This window comes from Blautia hydrogenotrophica DSM 10507, assembly GCF_034356035.1.
GTDB classification, from domain to species: Bacteria; Bacillota; Clostridia; order Lachnospirales; family Lachnospiraceae; genus Blautia_A; species Blautia_A hydrogenotrophica.
Map to the genome: position 1 here is coordinate 517587 of NZ_CP136423.1, position 17256 is coordinate 534842.

Below are 17256 nucleotides of genomic sequence, written 5' to 3' on the forward strand. Positions count from 1 at the left end.
CAGTGATAAGTGTAGTTGAGGTGTATGAGCTGCGGGATGGACAGATGAGAAAGAAAAGGTGAAAAATGTATTGACGAAGATACTGATAGTATGTATAATGAACATACCGTTAGTATGTAGGAGAAAATTATGGCGAGAAATAAATATCCAGAGGAGACGCGAAAGCGGATAGTCGACACCGCTGCCCGTCTGTTCATGGAAAAAGGGTACGATCACACATCCATACAGGATATTATTGATAATTTGGGGGGGCTGACCAAAGGCGCCATTTATCACCATTTTAAATCTAAAGAAGAGATTATGGGAGCAGTATCTGACATGATTTATTCTGCTGCTACAGGAGAGATGGAGAAGGTCCGCCGTCGTAAAGATTTAAATGGGAAAGAGAAGTTAAGAGAGCTGTTTCGCATTTCTGTGTTTAATCCGGCACAGAAAGAGATGTTCGAGTCAGCTCCAGATATGATGAAAAGTCCTCAGCTTCTGCAGCTCTACATGAAGGAATTGATGGAGGAAGTGTCCACAATGACGTATGAGATCCTAAAAGAAGGGGTAGAAGATGGGTCCATTCAGACAGAATATCCGAAAGAATTGGCAGAAGTATTAATCTTGACGGGAAATATATGGCTGAATCCGATGATCTATCACTGTGGGCCGGCAGAGATGGCGAAGAGAATGAAGTTTTATCAATATATGTTGAGAAAGTTTGGGTTGGATGTGATCGAAGACCAGGCAGTGGAGATATTTGCGGAGTATGCGAGAATTTATAAGAGCCGATCTGAATAATATAGGTTTTCCATGCCCTGAGTTGGCGAGGGTGTGGAAAATCGCTCAATTATTTTTTTTGACAAATACATACCAACGGTTGGTATTAAAGGAGGAAAAGATGAAAGTAGATGTAAAAAAAGTTACAAAAGGATATGGAAATCTACCAATTCTTCAAGACTGTTCTTTTAAGCTTCAAGAGGGAAAAATTTATGCGTTGGTGGGAGTCAATGGCGCAGGAAAGAGCACTTTGATGAAGCTTATCGCAGGATTTTTGGAACCCGAGGACGGAGAAATATTGATAAGCGGTAGGAATGTCTGGGAGAATCGAGAAGGGATACAAAGAGACTTGGGTAGTATGATTGAAGTCCCTGTCTTTTACGAATCTTTATCTGCCAGAGAAAATCTGGCTCTTCATCTGGCTTATATGGGAGCAGAAGGGAAGATTGACTCTATACTTAGAGAAGTGGGATTAGGAGCGGTAGGAGAGAAGCCTGTGATGGCGTTTTCCGTCGGAATGAGACAACGTCTGGCCATCGCTAGAGCGATGATACATAGGCCGGAGCTATTGATTTTAGATGAACCCTTAAATGGGATGGATCCTTTAGGCTCTGAGAAAATGAAAGGATTTTTGAGGAGTCAGGCGGATAAAGGAACGACAATTTTGATTTCTAGTCATATTTTGCAGGATGTGTATTCTCTGGCTGATGAGGTGGGAGTTTTGACCAGGGGAAAAGTGGAAAAAGAATTCTATATGGAGGAGTACAATGAGAAAAATCTGTTGGTTTTCGAGAAAGAAGTATTACATTGGATGAGAGGTGGAGTGTCATGAGATATTTGAGACTAGAATGGAAAAAACTTCCTATAAAATTCTATCTTTGTGTTGCAGCGGGACTGTTTGTTTTTAGCTTGTTCATTGGGTTGCTATTTTTATTCCTGCCAGCGGCTGAAATGGATAGTGAAGATGTTGTGTTTTCCACTAGTTGGGGAGGCTTGATCGTGATGGTATCTAGTATTTCAATGTTTGAGTTTTCGGTTATGGGGGCAGTCGTCCATGGAAAAGGAGTGCTAGATGAGTATATGGGAAGGAAAGTGCTGTTATTGTTTTCATATCCAGTGAGGAGAGAGGTACTGTTTTGGGTAAAGATAGCGGTTTCTGGCGGGTTTACCGCAGCTATAACTGTGGCTGCGAATCTGGTGGCTGTGCTGACGGTGGGATTGGTATCTGACATAGGCTTGGTTATGCCGGAATTTTTTGGGATATTTGAGATTATACAGGGAATTCTTTATAGTCTGTTCGTTGCTGTGGGTGTTGAGGCGATCAGTTTAATTAGCCTGTGGTTTGGATTTTTACGGCAGTCTTTGACAGCAGGAATCATCGCGGCACTAATTTTGGCAATATTGATTACCCAGGTATTTGCGATGAATCTGGTGTGGAATATGGGAATGCTGCTGCTTATTGCTATTGTGGTTGTTTTTGGCGCAGGAAGTTTTTGCAGCTTGGAGAGAAAGATAAGAAATATGGAGGTGGTTTAAATAGAAACTAGAAAAGGCTTTTCAAGAGATTTCTGGCTGGTAGTCGTTGGTCAGATTATTTCCCTATTTGGCAATTCGGTTGTCAGGTTTGCGCTTCCGCTTCACCTTTTGACTGTGACAGGTTCAGCGGCAGTTTTGGGGCTTGTGACAGGGTTTGCGTTTGTTCCAATGGTGATTATGTCGCCCATCGGCGGATTGATCGCAGACCGTGTGAATAAGAGAAATATTATGGTATCTTTGGATTTTTTGACTTCAGGGTTGACTGTTCTATTTTTGATTTTGTATCAGAGAGTAAATTTGACGGGAATTATATCCGTAATGTTGTTTTTATTGTATGGTATTTCTGGGACTTATCAGCCATCGGTACAGTCTAGTATTCCAGTTTTGGTGGAGAAGGAAAGGGTGATGCCTGCGAATGCCATTATCAACATGATATCATCTTTGTCTGGACTGCTGGGCCCAGCTCTGGGCGGAGTGGCCTACAGTGTCTGGGGAATTTATCCGATTTTGACAGGGGCAGCCGTATGCTTCTTCGCCTCGGCAGTCATGGAGATTTTTATTAAGATGCCAGTCTCCTGTAGACCCAGGCAAGAGTCTATATGGAAGGAATGCAGGGCTGATTTGTCAAAGAGCATTATCTATATAACAAAAAAGAGAGCAGCGATAGGAAAACTTACGATTTGCTGTGCAGGAGTGAATCTGGTTTTATCGGCTTTGATGATTATTGGCCTTCCGGTCGTAGTGGTTCAGGCATTGGATTTTGCCCCAAAGGAGGCATCTAGATTGTATGGTTGTCTTCAAGCTTTGATTGCTGTAGGCGGGCTGTCTGGCGGTATGAGTGCGGGGGTGTTCAGTAAAAAATTGGCAATAGAGAAGAGCTGGAAACTGTTGGCGGTAGCTGCAATACTTTTGATGCCAATGGGAGCAGTGCTGGCTTTGGATGTACCTTCTTTGGCAGCCTATGGAGTCTTGGCTGTGACAGGGATGCTCATTATGGCTACGACTTCGGTCTATACAATTCAAGTTATGTCTTATATTCAGGTGAGCGTGCCGGCAGATATGGTTGGAAAGGTGATTGCGTGGATTATAGCACTTACTACCTGTGCGTTGCCCGTGGGGCAGGTCGTGTATGGGATACTTTTTGAACAGTTAGCTGAGGCACTAGCAGTGATCTTTTTGGCGGCAGCTTTGCTGACGCTGGGGATTGTCTGGCAAAGCAGAAGAGTCGTGTCACATCTGTGAGTGTTGTTATGGGAAGGTTAGGCTGGACTTGTTTTTGGGGTTCTGGTAATATGGAAGTCAAACATAAAATAAGGTATTTTAAGAGTTCGTTTTAGGGCAGAAGCCGAAAAAGAGATGGCGGTCTGCACAGGGGGAGACAATGACAGATTTTTTAGTCAGACATTTTATCAGAGATTATCAGTCTGTGGAAAAGGCAGCAGTCAGGACTGCTTACGGTATATTTGCCAGTGTCGTGGGTATTATCTGCAATACTTTTTTATTCCTTGTGAAATTTCTGCTGGGAATTTTCTTAAACAGTGTATCGGTGACTGCGGATGCATTTAACAATCTTTCAGATGCAGCGTCATCCATCATCAGTTTTGTGGGAGTAAAGATGGCGGGTAAGCCAGCAGATAAGGAGCACCCATTCGGCCACGGCCGTCTGGAATACATTGCGGCTTTGGTGGTGTCGTTTCTGGTTTTGGAGGTAGGGCTTACCTTTTTAAAAGATTCCATTGGAAAGATACGAAATCCAGAGGCGTTGAATTTTCAGATACTATCCGTCTGCATTTTGACGCTGTCTATTGCAGTGAAGCTGTGGCTGGGGATTTTCAACCGAAAGCTGGGCAGAAAGATTGACTCCAAAGTTATGATGGCAGTATTTACAGATTCTATGGGAGATGTAGTTACGACAAGCGCTACCATTGTGTCGCTAATTTTTTTCGGTGTCACAGGAATTAACATAGATGGCTTTGTGGGAGTCTGTGTGGCTTTAGTAGTACTTTGGGCAGGTGTCGGCATCGCCAAAGATACGCTGGAACCTCTGATTGGCGAGGCGATTGACCCCAAAACCTGTAAAAAAGTAAAAGATTTTGTGGAAGCGTATGAAGGGATCGAGGGAACCCATGATCTAATCATCCACAACTATGGACCGAATCAGAGCATGGCGTCTATCCATGCAGAAGTGCCAAATGACGCTGGGATTGAGCAGGCTCATGAGCTGATTGATCGGATTGAGAGGGATGCGGCCGAGAAGTTGGGAATGCTTTTGGTAATTCATATGGACCCTATAGAGATGAAGAATGCGCAGGTTCTGAGGATAAGGGCTCAGGCAGAAGAGATTTTGTGTCAGATCGACGAGAAATGCAGTATTCATGATTTTCGGGTGGTGAATGGAAGCGGACAGATTAACTTGATCTTCGATATGGTAGTTCCTTTTGAGTACAAGGAGGATAAGAAAGCGGAGCTGGTCAGAACATTTAATGAAAAAATAAGGGAAGTGGACCAGCGCTACCTGTGTGTGATTACGGTGGAACATAGTTATATACAGGAGGAGTGAAGGGGATTGTCGTGCTTTTGGCGATTTCAGTAAGTTTTAGTTTTGGAGCGGGCGTGCAGTGGAAGACTGCACGCCTTGTTTGATGTGTTTGTATTGACAACTCACGATTTTTCCTTATATGATAATATATATGTACATACCGCATATAGATGTGCGAGGCCTGACGATTCAATGGTAGATGAAAGAGTTTCTATGGTTTGGGGAATATCAGGCAAAAAGAATAACGAAGAGGAGAAATACAGATGAGGGGACATAGTGGTGTGTGTAGGAAGGCGTTTTTGGCGGCCTTTCCCTATACAATTCCGATCTTGACCGGTTTTTTATTTTTGGGAATTGCTTATGGAATTTATATGAATGTGTCAGGATTTTCGCCCATTTATCCAATTTTAATGAGCATGGCAATTTTTGCGGGTTCCATGGAGTTTGTGACTGTGGATTTGCTGTTGGGGATGTTTCATCCGATGAGCGCGCTGATACTGGCGCTCATGGTCAATGCCCGCCATCTGTTCTATGGGATATCCATGCTGGACAAATATAAGAATGTAGGAAAGAAGCGATGGTATCTGATTTTTGGCATGTGTGACGAGTCATTTTCCATTAACTGTACCACGGAGGTACCAGCAGGGGTAGATAGAGGTTGGTTTTACTTTTTTGTGACTTTATTGAACCAATGCTATTGGGTATGTGGGGCGGCTATTGGAGGAATCTGTGGCTCTTTGATTAGCTTTGAGACGGAAGGGTTGGATTTTGTGATGACGGCTCTTTTGGTGGTGATTTTTCTGGAACAATGGATGAAGGAAAAAGATCATACCAGTGGAGTGATTGGAATTGTACTGACTGTAATCTGTTTGGTGGTTTTCGGGAACAAGAATTTTATTATTCCTTCCATGCTTGGAATTCTTGGAGTATTGACTCTGATGAGAGGAAGACTGGAGAGGAGGATAGGAGAATGACGGTTCAACAGCAGGTGATAACAATTTTGATGGTGGTACTGGGGACGATGCTGACTAGGTTTCTTCCATTCTTGATTTTTCCGGCGGATAAGCCTACTCCGAAATACATACAGTATCTCGGGAAGGTGCTCCCAGCGGCAGCCTTGGGGCTTTTGGTGGTGTATTGCTTGAAAGATGTATCTGTTTTTCAGGGAAGCCATGGGATACCGGAGCTGATTTCAGTAATTTTAATTGTGGTTCTGCATTTTTGGAAACGACAGATGTTGCTCTCCATAGCCGGAGGGACGATTTGTTATATGGTTTTAGTACAGACTGTTTTCTGAGAGGAAAGCAGTCTTTTTTAGTGGTATAGGAAAGACATTATCACGATAAGGTGTGAAAGGAATTTCCTATTACAAAAACGCGCTGATAAGGATGTGTACGCCGCAATAAGGTAGTGTACTGCGAGGTGGTGTTGCGGCGGAGTGGAGGAGAGCTCTTTGCGCTCCGACGCAGGTGGAGAATCCTGCTTGCAGGATTCTTTTTTATTCTACTGGTGAGGAAAAGAAATTTGCTTGACACAGGGTAAAAGGGATGGTATTATGATGATATCAAATTAATATCATTTATATATGAGGAGGAAAAGATATGGAGACGAAGAAAAACGTGGAGGAGAGAGTGCTGAAGGCAAAATCAGGCATGGGTATGCTGATTTTTAGTATTTTGCTGATCCTGCTATGTGCGCCGGTCATAGTCGTCGGAGTGAAAATTCGTCTGGTTGGCTTGGGGATTGTGCTGGGGGTAATTCTTGTGTTGACAGGATTTATTTTGTTGGGTGGGCTGCATATCATTCATCCCAATGAGGCGTTGGTGTTGACTCTGTTCGGCAATTATTACGGCACATTGTACGATGCAGGATTTTATTGGATTAATCCATTTTGTAGTGCAATTAATCCGACGGCACAGTCTAAAATTGTTCAGGAGAAAGAAAAAAACAGTCAGCTTGGAAAGAGTGAAATATCTATAAGTGTATCTAAAAAAGTCTCACTGAAGACGATGACTCTGGACAACAAAAAGCAAAAAGTTAATGATGCACTGGGAAATCCTGTAGAGATTGGAATCATAGTAATCTGGAAGGTTAAAAATGCAACTTGGTCGGTATTGAATGTGGAAAATTACAAGGAATATCTTTCTATTCAATGCGACGCGGTTACTAGAAATGCAGCTCGGAATTATCCTTATGATACAGCTGAGGAGGCTGAGGAGAAGACTCTGCGGGGGAGCAGTCAGGAGATTGCAGATATCATGCAGGATGAACTGCAGATGAAGGTGGTAGATGCAGGAATTGAGGTAATAGATGTGAGGATTACCCATCTGGCTTATGCTCCTGAGATTGCTTCTGCAATGTTACAGCGTCAGCAGGCCACGGCGATTATTGATGCCCGCCAGAAGATCGTGGAAGGAGCAGTGGGTATGGTGGAAATGGCGTTGAACCAGTTAAGTGAGAATGAGATTGTGGAATTGGATGAGGAGCGAAAGGCTGCCATGGTCAGCAATCTGTTGGTAGTTCTCTGCGGAAATAAAGATGCTCAGCCTATTGTAAACAGCGGTTCTATCTATTAAAATATGGGAAAATGCCTTTGTGTGCTGAGAGATATGAAAAATGACCGAGCAAAGCGAGGGATACTTCTTGAACGCTAGTTCAAGAAAGGGGAGAAAACGAGAATTGACTGAGCAGAGCGAGGGATACTTCTTGAATGCTAGTTCAAGAAGGTGGAGAAAACGATAAAACAGTTGCGGAAAGGAGGGCGGCAGATGTCCGATGAAAAGGCGAAAGAAAAAGCAAAGAAGCAGATTCCTTTGAGGGTATCAGCCAGCCTTTACGCTGAAATTGCGCAGTGGGCGGAAGACGATTTCCGGTCTATCAATGGGCAGATTGAATTTCTGCTGACGGAATGTGTAAAATATCGGAAAAAAAAGGATAAAGAATGAAAGTGGAATAAAACACAAAAATTTATAGAAATTTCAGAAAAGAGAGGAATTGTGTCGAAAATAAGATGCGATTACTCTCTTTTTCTGTCCATATTATATAAGATAAGAAAAGAACATTTTTTAGACACAAAAACCATGTTATAATGAAAGATAGTTACGGAACGAAAGTGGAGTAACTATCCGCTACTTTGTGACGAACGAAGAGAGTCACAAAGGGACCCGAAGAGGAGTGAAGGATGAGCGGACTGGAAAATCCAGCGAAGCCGCGTGTATAGAACGGAATTCGTATGGGAGAGACTGAGTGATGCAGAATACTTTGAGAGAATAGGCTGCTAAAGATCATATTTTGCATCCTACGGCTGCCGGGCTTGTTATACATGGAGAAGAATATGGACCTGACAGAACGATTTTGAAATTACGGTTGTGAAAAAATGGAGATAAAAAAACTATCGAAAAAGACAGTACTGTAGCTTGAACGTATTCTGGAATATATGGTTCCTGGCAGAGAATAAAAAACAAGTGAATATAGAAGAAATTATTGGAGTAAGAGTCAAGAGTGCGAGTCTTGGTCAACGAACTTGCGAAATTGGAAAAGATATAAGCAACAGAGAAAAATAAAGGGTGCGAATATAGCACTATGTGATGATAAAGCAACAAGAACCATGGTGCTGCAAAAAATTGGCCGATTGGTTATCGAATTACAGGAGAATCCGTGATGGAACGAGGGATGAGAGGAATGAAAAATTTAGTAGTGGGAATCCTGGCTCATGTGGACGCGGGAAAGACGACTCTTTCGGAGAGTATGCTGTATTTAAGCGGAAGCATCCGAAAATTAGGCCGTGTGGATCACCAGGACGCCTTTTTAGATACTTATGATTTGGAGAGAAGCAGGGGAATCACAATTTTTTCAAAACAAGCGGTGTTCTCTTTGAAAGACTGCCGGATTACCCTGCTGGATACCCCGGGACATGTTGATTTTTGCGCGGAGATGGAGCGAACGCTACAAGTGTTGGACTACGCGATTTTGGTCATCAGCGGGGCGGATGGAGTCCAAGGACATACGCAGACGCTGTGGCGGCTTCTGCAAAGATATAAAATTCCTGTATTTTTGTTTGTTAATAAAATGGACCAGGACGGCACAGACCGAGAAAAGTTGATGGAAGAGCTGAAAAGAAAGTTAGACGAAGGCTGCGTCGACTTTAGCCAGGAGACAGAGGAGTGGATGGAAGAACTAGCGATGTGCGATGAGAGACTGCTAGAAGAGTATTTGGAGAACGGCAGACTTCCTGTCAAAGAAATTCCGGGGCTGGTCAAAAATAGACAGGTCTTTCCCTGCTATTTTGGGTCGGCGCTGAAGCTTGACGGAGTGAGGGAATTTCTGGAAGGTCTGGAAAAATATACGGCCGCTTCCTCCTATCCGGAGGTATTCGGAGCAAAAGTCTATAAAATCGCCAGAGATGGCAGCCGGCTTACTTATCTGAAAGTGACTGGTGGATGTCTTCGAGTCAAGATGCCGCTCACGAACCGAAAAGAAGGACAGGAGCATAGCGAGCAGCGCTGGGAGGAAAAAGTAGATCAGATTCGTATCTATTCTGGTGCAAAATATGAGACAGTGCCGGAGGCTTGTGCCGGGATGGTGTGTGCAGTGACGGGACTGAATCACACCTATCCCGGTCAGGGGCTGGGGGCTGAGGTGGATTCTGGGCCTCCAATGCTTCAGTCTGTACTGAATTATCAGATCATCCTTCCTCCGGACTGTGACCCTTATCAGACGCTGGGCAAGTTAAGGGAGTTGGAAGAAGAGGACCCACAGCTTCATCTGGTCTGGAATGAAAAGCTGGGAGAGATTCATGCTCAGGTGATGGGGAGAGTACAGATTGAGATTCTGAAAAGCCTGATCTGGGACAGATACAAGATTCCTGTGGAGTTTGGCGTCGGAAATATTGTGTACAAGGAGACAATAGAGAACACGGTGGAGGGCGTCGGCCATTTTGAGCCTCTCCGGCACTATGCCGAGGTTCATTTGTTGTTGGAACCTCAGGAAAGAGGCAGCGGTTTGGTCTTCAGCACCAGTTGCAGTGAAGATGAGTTGGATAGGAATTGGCAGCGTCTGGTGCTGACACATTTGGCGGAGAAGGAACATTTAGGGGTTCTGACGGGTTCTCCAGTCACAGACATGAAGATTACCCTGATCGGTGGGAGGGCTCATGCAAAGCACACAGAAGGCGGCGATTTTCGGCAGGCTACATACAGGGCAGTCCGACAGGGGCTGAGAAAAGCAAAAAGCGTGCTGCTGGAACCGTATTATGAGTTTCGTCTGGAAATACCGACGGAGAATGTGGGTAGAGCGCTGTCTGATATTCAGCGTATGAACGGAAGTTTTCAGCCTCCGGTGACAGAGGAGGATATGACTTTGCTTACTGGGGAGGCGCCGGTATCCGCAATGCGGGACTATCAGACGGAGGTAGTTTCCTATACCAAGGGCAGGGGGCGACTGTTCTGTGCTTTGAGCGGATATCAGCCATGCCAGGAACAGGATGAGATAGTGGGAGAGATCGGCTATGACCCGGAGAGTGATTTGGAAAATCCCACGAGTTCCGTTTTCTGTGCCCACGGGGCAGGCTTCGTGGTTCCTTGGAACCAGGTGGAAGAGTACATGCATGTGGAGAGCATCTGGGAGGAGGCGAAACAGGAGCGGCCGGACGTAGCCGCGCAGGTTTACAGTGTTCCCGCTTATGAGGACAGAAAAAGCTTTGAACAAGAAGAGAAAGAGCTGAGAGAAATTTTTGAGAGGACCTACGGTTCGGCAAAACGGCCCAAGGAGGTGCTGAGTGGCAGAGTAACTCGGACATATTCTGAGAGACCCATCAGGAGGCACAGAATGGTTCCAGAAAAGGAGTATCTTCTGGTGGACGGCTACAATATTATCTTTGCCTGGGAGGATTTAAAAGAGCTGGCGGAAGTTAATATTGACGGGGCCAGGACGAAGCTGATGGACATTCTCTGCAATTACCAAGGTTATAAAAAATGTGTTTTGATTCTTGTCTTTGACGCTTACAAAGTAGAGGGACATGAATGTGAAGTGACGGATTATCATAACATCCATGTGGTCTACACAAAAGAGGCAGAGACCGCAGATCAATATATAGAGAAAGTGGTTCATGAGATCGGGAGAAAATACCAGGTGACGGTAGCTACCTCTGATGGCCTGGAACAAGTGATTATACGGGGGCAGGGGGCCAGCCTGCTGTCAGCCAGAGAACTAAGAGAAGAGATTTCCCTGGTAAATGAGCAGATTCGCCAGGAGTGTGACCAAAGAAGGCAAAGAGGAAAAAACTACCTTTTCGATCATCTCTCCGAGGAGCTGGTGGATTATATGGAAGAGGTTCGTCTGGGGAAAAAAGAGATAGAGTAGAGGTGTAAAAAAATGCCAGAGTTGAGCAATCGAGTGAATTTATTTACAGATTCTGTGATTCGGCGTATGACCAGAATCAGTGACGAATACGGAGCGATTAACCTGTCTCAGGGCTATCCTGATTTTGCGCCGCCGAGACCAATGCTAGAACGGCTAAAAGAGGTAGCTATGGAAGGGCCTCACCAGTATTCGGTGACTTTTGGAGCTGAAAATTTAAGAGCCGCGCTGGCGAATAAATTCGGAAAGGCAATTCAAAGAGAGATCGATCCCAAGGAGGAGGTGTTGGTGACCTGCGGCGGAACGGAGGCGATGATGTCCGCGATGATGACGGTCTGCAACCCCAAAGATAAGGTGATCGTGTTTAGTCCTTTCTATGAGAATTACGGAGCAGATGCCATCCTTTCCGGAGCAGAACCGATCTATGTGCCTTTGATACCGCCGGATTTTCATTTTGAACCTCAAGCGCTGGAAGAGGCTTTTTGCCAGAATGCAAAAGCGTTGATTCTGTGTAATCCCTCCAATCCTACAGGAAAAGTATTCACGCTGGAAGAGCTGAATTTGATCGGACGGCTTGCCAAGAAATACGACGCTTTCATTATCACAGACGAGGTCTATGAGCATATGGTATATCCGCCTAACCGGCACATCTATATGGCGAGCCTGCCAGATATGTATGAGCGGACAGTCAGTTGCAGTTCTCTGTCTAAGACTTACTCGATCACTGGATGGAGGCTGGGATATCTGATTGGTCCCAAAAGAGTGATTGAAAATGCGAAAAAGGTTCACGATTTTCTGACCGTGGGGGCGCCCTCTCCATTGCAGGAGGCTGCCTGTGTCGGTGTGAATTTTCCAGATGAGTACTATAGGGATTTCAGCGAGATGTATAGAGAAAAGAGGGACTACTTCTGTCGGAGGCTGGATGAGATGGGCCTGAAACACACGCTGCCACAAGGTACCTATTTTGTGCTTTTGGACATTTCAGATTTCCTGGCTATGGAAAAGTTTGAAGGCTTTACAGATTTGCAGTTTTGCGAGTGGATGACACGGGAGATCAAGGTGGCAGCGGTGCCAGGGTCCAGCTTCTTTCGGGAACCGGTGAACCATCTGATACGTCTTCATTTTGCCAGAAGTAAGGAGACATTGGATGAGGCGCTGAATCGGCTGGAAAAGATGGCCGCCATGCTGGAGCATTAAAAAATGTGCTCTTTTGAACAAGGAGAGAAAGAAAATTTAAGGGTACATAGGAATTGAGGGGAGGAAACTGAAAACATTCCGCGGGATTGAGTCGCGGCGAAACATAAGGCGCTGCTGAAGCGGTCAGCCGCAGGCGGGGAATCCTGCCGGAAGGAATTAAAAAAGGGGGAAAAAACGATGAGACTGAAAGATGCGATTTCTACTTTATCATTCGGACAAAAGAGGGGAAAGCTGAATGTTATGTATACACAATGGGGAGAGTGTGTGGCTCAGGAATCCAAGAAGTCTGATTATGTCCCACTGAAGGAGTATCCGAGACCACAGATGAGAAGAAAACAGTATCAGATTCTCAACGGTTGGTGGCGATACATGGTTGTCAAAGAAAAGAGTTGGGAAATTCCCAGAGGCCGAAAATTCCAGGGAAAAATTCTGGTTCCGTTTTCACCGGAAAGCCTATTGTCGGGTGCAGATTTTCAGCTTTTGCCGGGCGAGACTCTCTGGTATGAACGGGAGGTTGATCTAAAGCCGGAAGAGAATCAGGGCAGACGGCTCCTCCTTCATTTTGGAGCTGTAGATCAGGAATGCAAGGTTTTTTGGAACGGAACGTTGGTGGGAGAGCATTTGGGAGGATATCTTCCTTTTTCTATGGATATCACTGGTTACGTCCGGGAAGGAAAGAACAAAATTCAGGTGGCTTGTCGGGATGAGAGCGACACCGGATGGAGAACCCGGGGTAAGCAGAAGCTAGAGGCAGGCGGAATGTTTTATACTGCTCAGAGCGGAATCTGGCAGACGGTATGGTTGGAGTGGGTTCCAGATGTCTATGTTCGCAGATTGAAGATATCCCCGGATTATGATTCGGAAGCTCTGGATCTCGGGATATATCCGGGAGGCAGCAAACCAGGAGAAGTCAGCTCTCTTTGGGTGGAAGTCTATGAGGGAGACGGACTGGTTTATCGTCATGAGGCACAGATGCAGAAGGAATCCGTCACGGTTCATCTGAAGATTCCGAATTTTCACAAGTGGAGTCCGGAAGACCCGTTCCTCTATGGTCTTAGAGTAGGTCTGGGAGAAGATGTGGTGGAGAGCTATTTCGCCATGAGAGTCTTCACGAAGGAGCCGGATACGCAGGGAGTGCCGCGCCTTTGTCTGAATCATCGACCATACTTTTTCAACGGCGTGTTGGACCAAGGGTATTGGCCGGATGGTCTGTGCACAGCGCCCACAGACGACGCGCTGAGAGCGGATATCATAAGGATGAAAAGATTAGGTTTCCGGCTGATGCGTAAGCACTGCAAAATAGAGCCGTTGCGGTGGTACTATCACTGTGACCGCCTGGGAATGGTGGTCTGGCAGGATATGGTCAACGGCGGGGAGAGCTATGACATGAAACGTCTCTGTTATCTTCCAACGGTTTTGCCGAAGCTGACGGAGGGAAAATCGTGGTCTGCGGCTGCTGCGGGGCGTAAAAATATGAAGGGTTGCCAGGAATGGCTGGCAGAGTGCCGGGAAACTATACGGACACTCTATAACAGCCCGTGCGTGGGGGCTTGGGTGATTTTCAATGAAGGATGGGGGCAATTTGCCACGGAGCCTGTCACAAGGATGGTGAAAAAGGCTGACCCGTCCAGGCCAGTGGACTCAGCCAGTGGATGGTTTGACTGTGGATGCGGCGATATAAAAAGCGTCCACAACTATTTTGAGACGTTAATCTGTCCGAAAGACAGAAGAACAGGAAAAATAGAAGAGGCGAGAGCCTGCGTGATTTCAGAGTACGGAGGGCTTGCGCTGGCTATAGAAGGTCATCTGTCCAGCGACCGTGTATATGGCTATAGGAAGCTGAAGACGGGAGAGGAATTTCAAAGAAGATATGAGCAGTTTCAAAGTCAATTGAAAAAGTTACAGAGAGAAGGACTTTCGGCAGCGATCTATACTCAGGTATCGGATATTGAAGATGAGATCAACGGTATCTATACTTATGATCGGAAAGTATGTAAATTGCAGTAGTTTATGAAAAATGCCCGCCAAAAGCAGGAGAAAAATCCAGCTTTGGCGGGCTATTCAGCTTTCGCAGTAGATTAGCGGTAATGGATTCCGTTCCAGTATACGGGATCTTTGACAATGGTTTCAGGCAGAAGTTCTACGCCGTCCAATGCCCATTTTTTGAATTCTGTGAAGCCAGTCCGGTCGATGATATAGCCTACGTGCTCCTTGCCGCCTGGCGCAGAACGGTCGATGTATTTTTCTACAAATTTGTAGGTATTTAAGATTACTTTTATGATCGTGTCCTCATCTACCCATACCAGAAAATCTTCGCCTAGGCGGGGATTGCGCTTTCCAGTTCGGCCCATAATCGTCAGACGATAATATTTCTGCTGACTTCTGGTCCAGGCACGAGTGGGACATTTTGTGACGCAGACGCCGCAACCTACACATTTTTCGGCATTTCGTTCGATTTTATAGTTTTCCATGCGAAGCACATTCACGGATAATTTGTCACAGCCTTTGATACAAGCGCTGCAAGATACGCAGCGGGACGGTTCATACTGGGGAATGGTCATTCCGATGATACCGAAATCGTGCATTCTGGCCTTGATGCAGTCGTTGGCACAGCCAGTCAAAGCGATCTTAAAATGCAGATCGTTGGGGAAAATTGCGTCTTCGATTCTCTTTGCGAAGGCCGCTGTGTCATAGTTGGCAAAGGGACAGACACGGTTTCCGATACAGGCGCTGACATTTCTGGTCCCTGAGGCGGGATAGCCGGTTCCGGGAATGGTCTGGTTGATTCCGAGATTTTCAATGATCGGCTGAAGCTCCTGGTTTACTTTTTCTATGTCGGTTAAGGAAATTCCCTCAATCTCAAATCCTTGACGGGTGGTCAGATGTACGCTGCCGTTTCCGTATTTACGGGCAATTTCAGCTACTTTGGATAAGACCTCAGCGTTGCATTTGCCGCCAGGTACACGGACTCTGGAGGCTGTCTCCCCACGGTGCTTGGAGACACGAAAAGCATTTTTTTTCAATTTTTTGGTATTGATATCTAGATACATATGCCATCTCCTCCTAATCCATTAATTTTTTTCCTTCGGTGTAGTTAAATACAGGTCCGTCCAGGCAGATGTAGGCGTCGCCCATCCGGCAGTGACCACATTTTCCCAGACCGCAGCACATCTTTCTTTCCTGAGAAATCCAGATCTGTTCGTCCTTGATTCCAAGCTTTTCCAGTTCTGCCACAGCGAATTTCATCATCACAGGAGGTCCTACCACGATGGCGGCCGCATTTTGAAGTTTTCGGAATTTTAAATCGGGGATGTATTTTGTCACCAGACCCACCTGATAGCCAGGTTCTTTCGCAGAGTCCACAGTGACGGTGAGGTTCATCTGGGATTCCCAGCGCTTTAAATCTTCGTGGAACAGAATATATTCTGGGGCTTTAAAGCCTACGATTGTGGTCAAGGAAAGTACCTCCTGGGGATGGTTTCCAAAGTAGTCGACGACAGCTTTGACTGGTGAGACGCCGGTGCCCCCTGCAATGACAACCAGTTCTTTTCCCTGATAGTCGGACACGTCAAAACCGTTTCCGTAGGGGCCGCGCATGAAAAGAGTTTTTCCCACTTTGTTTTCAAAGATTTCATTGGTGACCTTTCCTACTTTTCGGATGGTTAAATCCACGTAATCTTCACCGATACCGCTGACAGAGATCGGAGCTTCGCCATATTTTGGAATGGACACTTCAAAAAACTGGCCGGGCTTCACAGTTCCCACAAAGCTCATACGGAATGTATATTCAATATCCGTGTGCCGGATAATTTCTTTGATCTGTGATAAGAAAGGCATGTATTCATTGCTCATTTTTTTGTCCTCCTATCTCTGAGAGTTTGTGCAGGCAGTGGATATAGGAGATATATTCCGGACAGACATTCTCGCAGCGTCCGCAGCCCACGCACATATGATAGCCAAAGCGGTTTTTATAGTTGTAGACCTTGTGCAGCACTTTGAAGCGCATCCGCTCTCCCTGGTCCTTGCGGAAACGGATGCCGCCGGCGATATCTGAGTAACCGTCCACCTGGCAGGATGCCCACACACGGCGGCGTTCCCCGGCATTTTCGTTGTCTCGATAGAAGATGTCCTGCATTGTGAAGCAGGTACAGGTGGGACAGACAAAATTACAGCGCCCACAGCCGATGCAGCGCCCGGCATATTCCTGCCACATTTCGTGAAGTCCGATATCTTCTGGGAGGTGTACTGGGAGACAGACTTTCTCTTCATTCTCGGAGACATACTGAATTTTGCTGTCTTTTTGAGGGGCACTCAGTCCTTGGGCAGATTTTTTTAGTTCATCATCTTTGAATTCCAGGTAAAACCCGTCCTTTTCGGGGTGGATGTAAGCATCGTAACCGTCAGACTGATTTGTTCCCATACTCACACAGAAGCAGGACTCAAAAGAATGCTCACAACCCATGAGAATGAATTTCGCATTTTTACGGGCTTCCTGATAGTAATAGTCCACGGCGCCATTGCGAAGATAGATTTCATCCAGCCTCTTCAGCGCATGGAGCTCGCAGGAACGCAGAAAAATTAACCGTTTTTTCTTAGGTTCCGGCAGTTTTGTGCTGCTTTCTGTGAAATACATGATGGTGTCAGAGATGGGCAACAGCGTCTCTTTGAAGCTGTAGTCTGATTTCTTGTCCCACACGAGCTCCTCCAGGGAATTCAGGATTCCATAGCGGACGGTGACGGTGTCTGAGAAACAGCCGTCCCCGGGGAACCGTTTAGGTCCATAGACGTCATACTCTTTTTGCAGTTTCTCGAGAAGACAGGAAGCTGTTTTTATGTTGAAAAGATTTCCCATATGCGTTCTCCTT

Annotated in this window: 15 protein-coding genes; 12 read left to right on the forward strand and 3 right to left on the reverse strand. The window is 45.8% G+C overall.

Annotation, left to right across the window (positions count from 1 at the left end):
- The first annotated feature begins 129 nt into the window (after positions 1-129).
- The 12 genes from BLHYD_RS02485 (at position 130) to BLHYD_RS02540 (ending at position 14398) form a co-directional block, all read left to right on the forward strand.
- Positions 130-783: a TetR/AcrR family transcriptional regulator gene (locus BLHYD_RS02485; protein ID WP_005947305.1), complete on the forward strand. Its 654-nt coding sequence runs from the start codon at positions 130-132 to the stop codon at positions 781-783.
- 100 nt (positions 784-883) lie between these two features.
- Entirely contained in the window at positions 884-1594 is a 711-nt protein-coding gene (locus BLHYD_RS02490; protein WP_040350446.1) for an ABC transporter ATP-binding protein, read from the forward strand.
- Positions 1591-2298, forward strand: coding sequence for a hypothetical protein (locus tag BLHYD_RS02495; protein WP_005947308.1), 708 nt, complete (start codon positions 1591-1593; stop codon positions 2296-2298). The genes BLHYD_RS02490 and BLHYD_RS02495 overlap by 4 nt, the downstream gene beginning before the upstream one ends.
- A gap of 57 nt (positions 2299-2355) precedes the next feature.
- Positions 2356-3540, forward strand: a complete 1185-nt coding sequence (locus tag BLHYD_RS02500; RefSeq protein ID WP_322141405.1) for an MFS transporter — start codon at positions 2356-2358, stop codon at positions 3538-3540.
- A 139-nt stretch (positions 3541-3679) separates the two neighbouring features.
- Positions 3680-4858, forward strand: coding sequence for a cation diffusion facilitator family transporter (locus BLHYD_RS02505; RefSeq protein ID WP_005947333.1), 1179 nt, complete (start codon positions 3680-3682; stop codon positions 4856-4858).
- Positions 4859-5100: 242 nt separating this feature from the next.
- Positions 5101-5811, forward strand: a complete 711-nt coding sequence (locus BLHYD_RS02510) for an AzlC family ABC transporter permease (RefSeq protein WP_005947337.1) — start codon at positions 5101-5103, stop codon at positions 5809-5811.
- Positions 5808-6134, forward strand: a complete 327-nt coding sequence (locus BLHYD_RS02515) for a branched-chain amino acid transporter permease (protein ID WP_005947339.1) — start codon at positions 5808-5810, stop codon at positions 6132-6134. Before BLHYD_RS02510 ends, BLHYD_RS02515 begins: the two co-directional genes overlap by 4 nt.
- A gap of 304 nt (positions 6135-6438) precedes the next feature.
- Complete coding sequence (locus BLHYD_RS02520; protein ID WP_005947342.1) at positions 6439-7413, forward strand: SPFH domain-containing protein; 975 nt, start codon at positions 6439-6441, stop codon at positions 7411-7413.
- Positions 7414-7605: 192 nt separating this feature from the next.
- On the forward strand, positions 7606-7782 hold the full coding sequence (locus tag BLHYD_RS02525; RefSeq protein WP_196795167.1) for a type II toxin-antitoxin system antitoxin: 177 nt from the start codon (positions 7606-7608) through the stop codon (positions 7780-7782).
- 715 nt (positions 7783-8497) lie between these two features.
- Positions 8498-11197: a translation factor GTPase family protein gene (locus BLHYD_RS02530; RefSeq protein WP_005947350.1), complete on the forward strand. Its 2700-nt coding sequence runs from the start codon at positions 8498-8500 to the stop codon at positions 11195-11197.
- Positions 11198-11209: 12 nt separating this feature from the next.
- Positions 11210-12391: a pyridoxal phosphate-dependent aminotransferase gene (locus tag BLHYD_RS02535; protein WP_040350447.1), complete on the forward strand. Its 1182-nt coding sequence runs from the start codon at positions 11210-11212 to the stop codon at positions 12389-12391.
- Positions 12392-12568: 177 nt separating this feature from the next.
- Positions 12569-14398, forward strand: coding sequence for a glycoside hydrolase family 2 protein (locus tag BLHYD_RS02540; protein ID WP_005947353.1), 1830 nt, complete (start codon positions 12569-12571; stop codon positions 14396-14398).
- 71 nt (positions 14399-14469) lie between these two features.
- On the opposite strand, the gene asrC is transcribed toward BLHYD_RS02540, so the two are convergent.
- Genes asrC through asrA form a run of 3 tightly spaced genes read right to left on the reverse strand, consistent with a single transcriptional unit; the run spans position 14470 to position 17243 of the window.
- Positions 14470-15441 carry a sulfite reductase subunit C gene (gene asrC / locus BLHYD_RS02545; RefSeq protein ID WP_005947355.1) on the reverse strand — a complete coding sequence of 324 codons (972 nt, stop codon included), beginning with the start codon at positions 15439-15441 and terminating at the stop codon, positions 14470-14472.
- Positions 15442-15454: 13 nt separating this feature from the next.
- Positions 15455-16243: an anaerobic sulfite reductase subunit AsrB gene (gene asrB, locus BLHYD_RS02550; RefSeq protein WP_005947357.1), complete on the reverse strand. Its 789-nt coding sequence runs from the start codon at positions 16241-16243 to the stop codon at positions 15455-15457.
- Positions 16233-17243: an anaerobic sulfite reductase subunit AsrA gene (gene asrA, locus BLHYD_RS02555; protein ID WP_005947359.1), complete on the reverse strand. Its 1011-nt coding sequence runs from the start codon at positions 17241-17243 to the stop codon at positions 16233-16235. Before asrA ends, asrB begins: the two co-directional genes overlap by 11 nt.
- Positions 17244-17256: the final 13 nt, after the last annotated feature.

Coding starts and splice junctions, on each gene's coding strand:
- BLHYD_RS02495 (WP_005947308.1), top strand. CDS start 1,591: ATGAGATATTTGAGACTAGAATGGAAAAAACTTCCTATAAAATTCTAT.
- BLHYD_RS02485 (WP_005947305.1), top strand. CDS start 130: ATGGCGAGAAATAAATATCCAGAGGAGACGCGAAAGCGGATAGTCGAC.
- BLHYD_RS02540 (WP_005947353.1), top strand. CDS start 12,569: ATGAGACTGAAAGATGCGATTTCTACTTTATCATTCGGACAAAAGAGG.
- BLHYD_RS02490 (WP_040350446.1), top strand. CDS start 884: ATGAAAGTAGATGTAAAAAAAGTTACAAAAGGATATGGAAATCTACCA.
- BLHYD_RS02510 (WP_005947337.1), top strand. CDS start 5,101: ATGAGGGGACATAGTGGTGTGTGTAGGAAGGCGTTTTTGGCGGCCTTT.
- BLHYD_RS02525 (WP_196795167.1), top strand. CDS start 7,606: ATGTCCGATGAAAAGGCGAAAGAAAAAGCAAAGAAGCAGATTCCTTTG.
- BLHYD_RS02520 (WP_005947342.1), top strand. CDS start 6,439: ATGGAGACGAAGAAAAACGTGGAGGAGAGAGTGCTGAAGGCAAAATCA.
- asrB (WP_005947357.1), bottom strand. CDS start 16,243: ATGAGCAATGAATACATGCCTTTCTTATCACAGATCAAAGAAATTATC.
- BLHYD_RS02535 (WP_040350447.1), top strand. CDS start 11,210: ATGCCAGAGTTGAGCAATCGAGTGAATTTATTTACAGATTCTGTGATT.
- asrC (WP_005947355.1), bottom strand. CDS start 15,441: ATGTATCTAGATATCAATACCAAAAAATTGAAAAAAAATGCTTTTCGT.
- BLHYD_RS02530 (WP_005947350.1), top strand. CDS start 8,498: ATGGAACGAGGGATGAGAGGAATGAAAAATTTAGTAGTGGGAATCCTG.
- asrA (WP_005947359.1), bottom strand. CDS start 17,243: ATGGGAAATCTTTTCAACATAAAAACAGCTTCCTGTCTTCTCGAGAAA.
- BLHYD_RS02515 (WP_005947339.1), top strand. CDS start 5,808: ATGACGGTTCAACAGCAGGTGATAACAATTTTGATGGTGGTACTGGGG.
- BLHYD_RS02505 (WP_005947333.1), top strand. CDS start 3,680: ATGACAGATTTTTTAGTCAGACATTTTATCAGAGATTATCAGTCTGTG.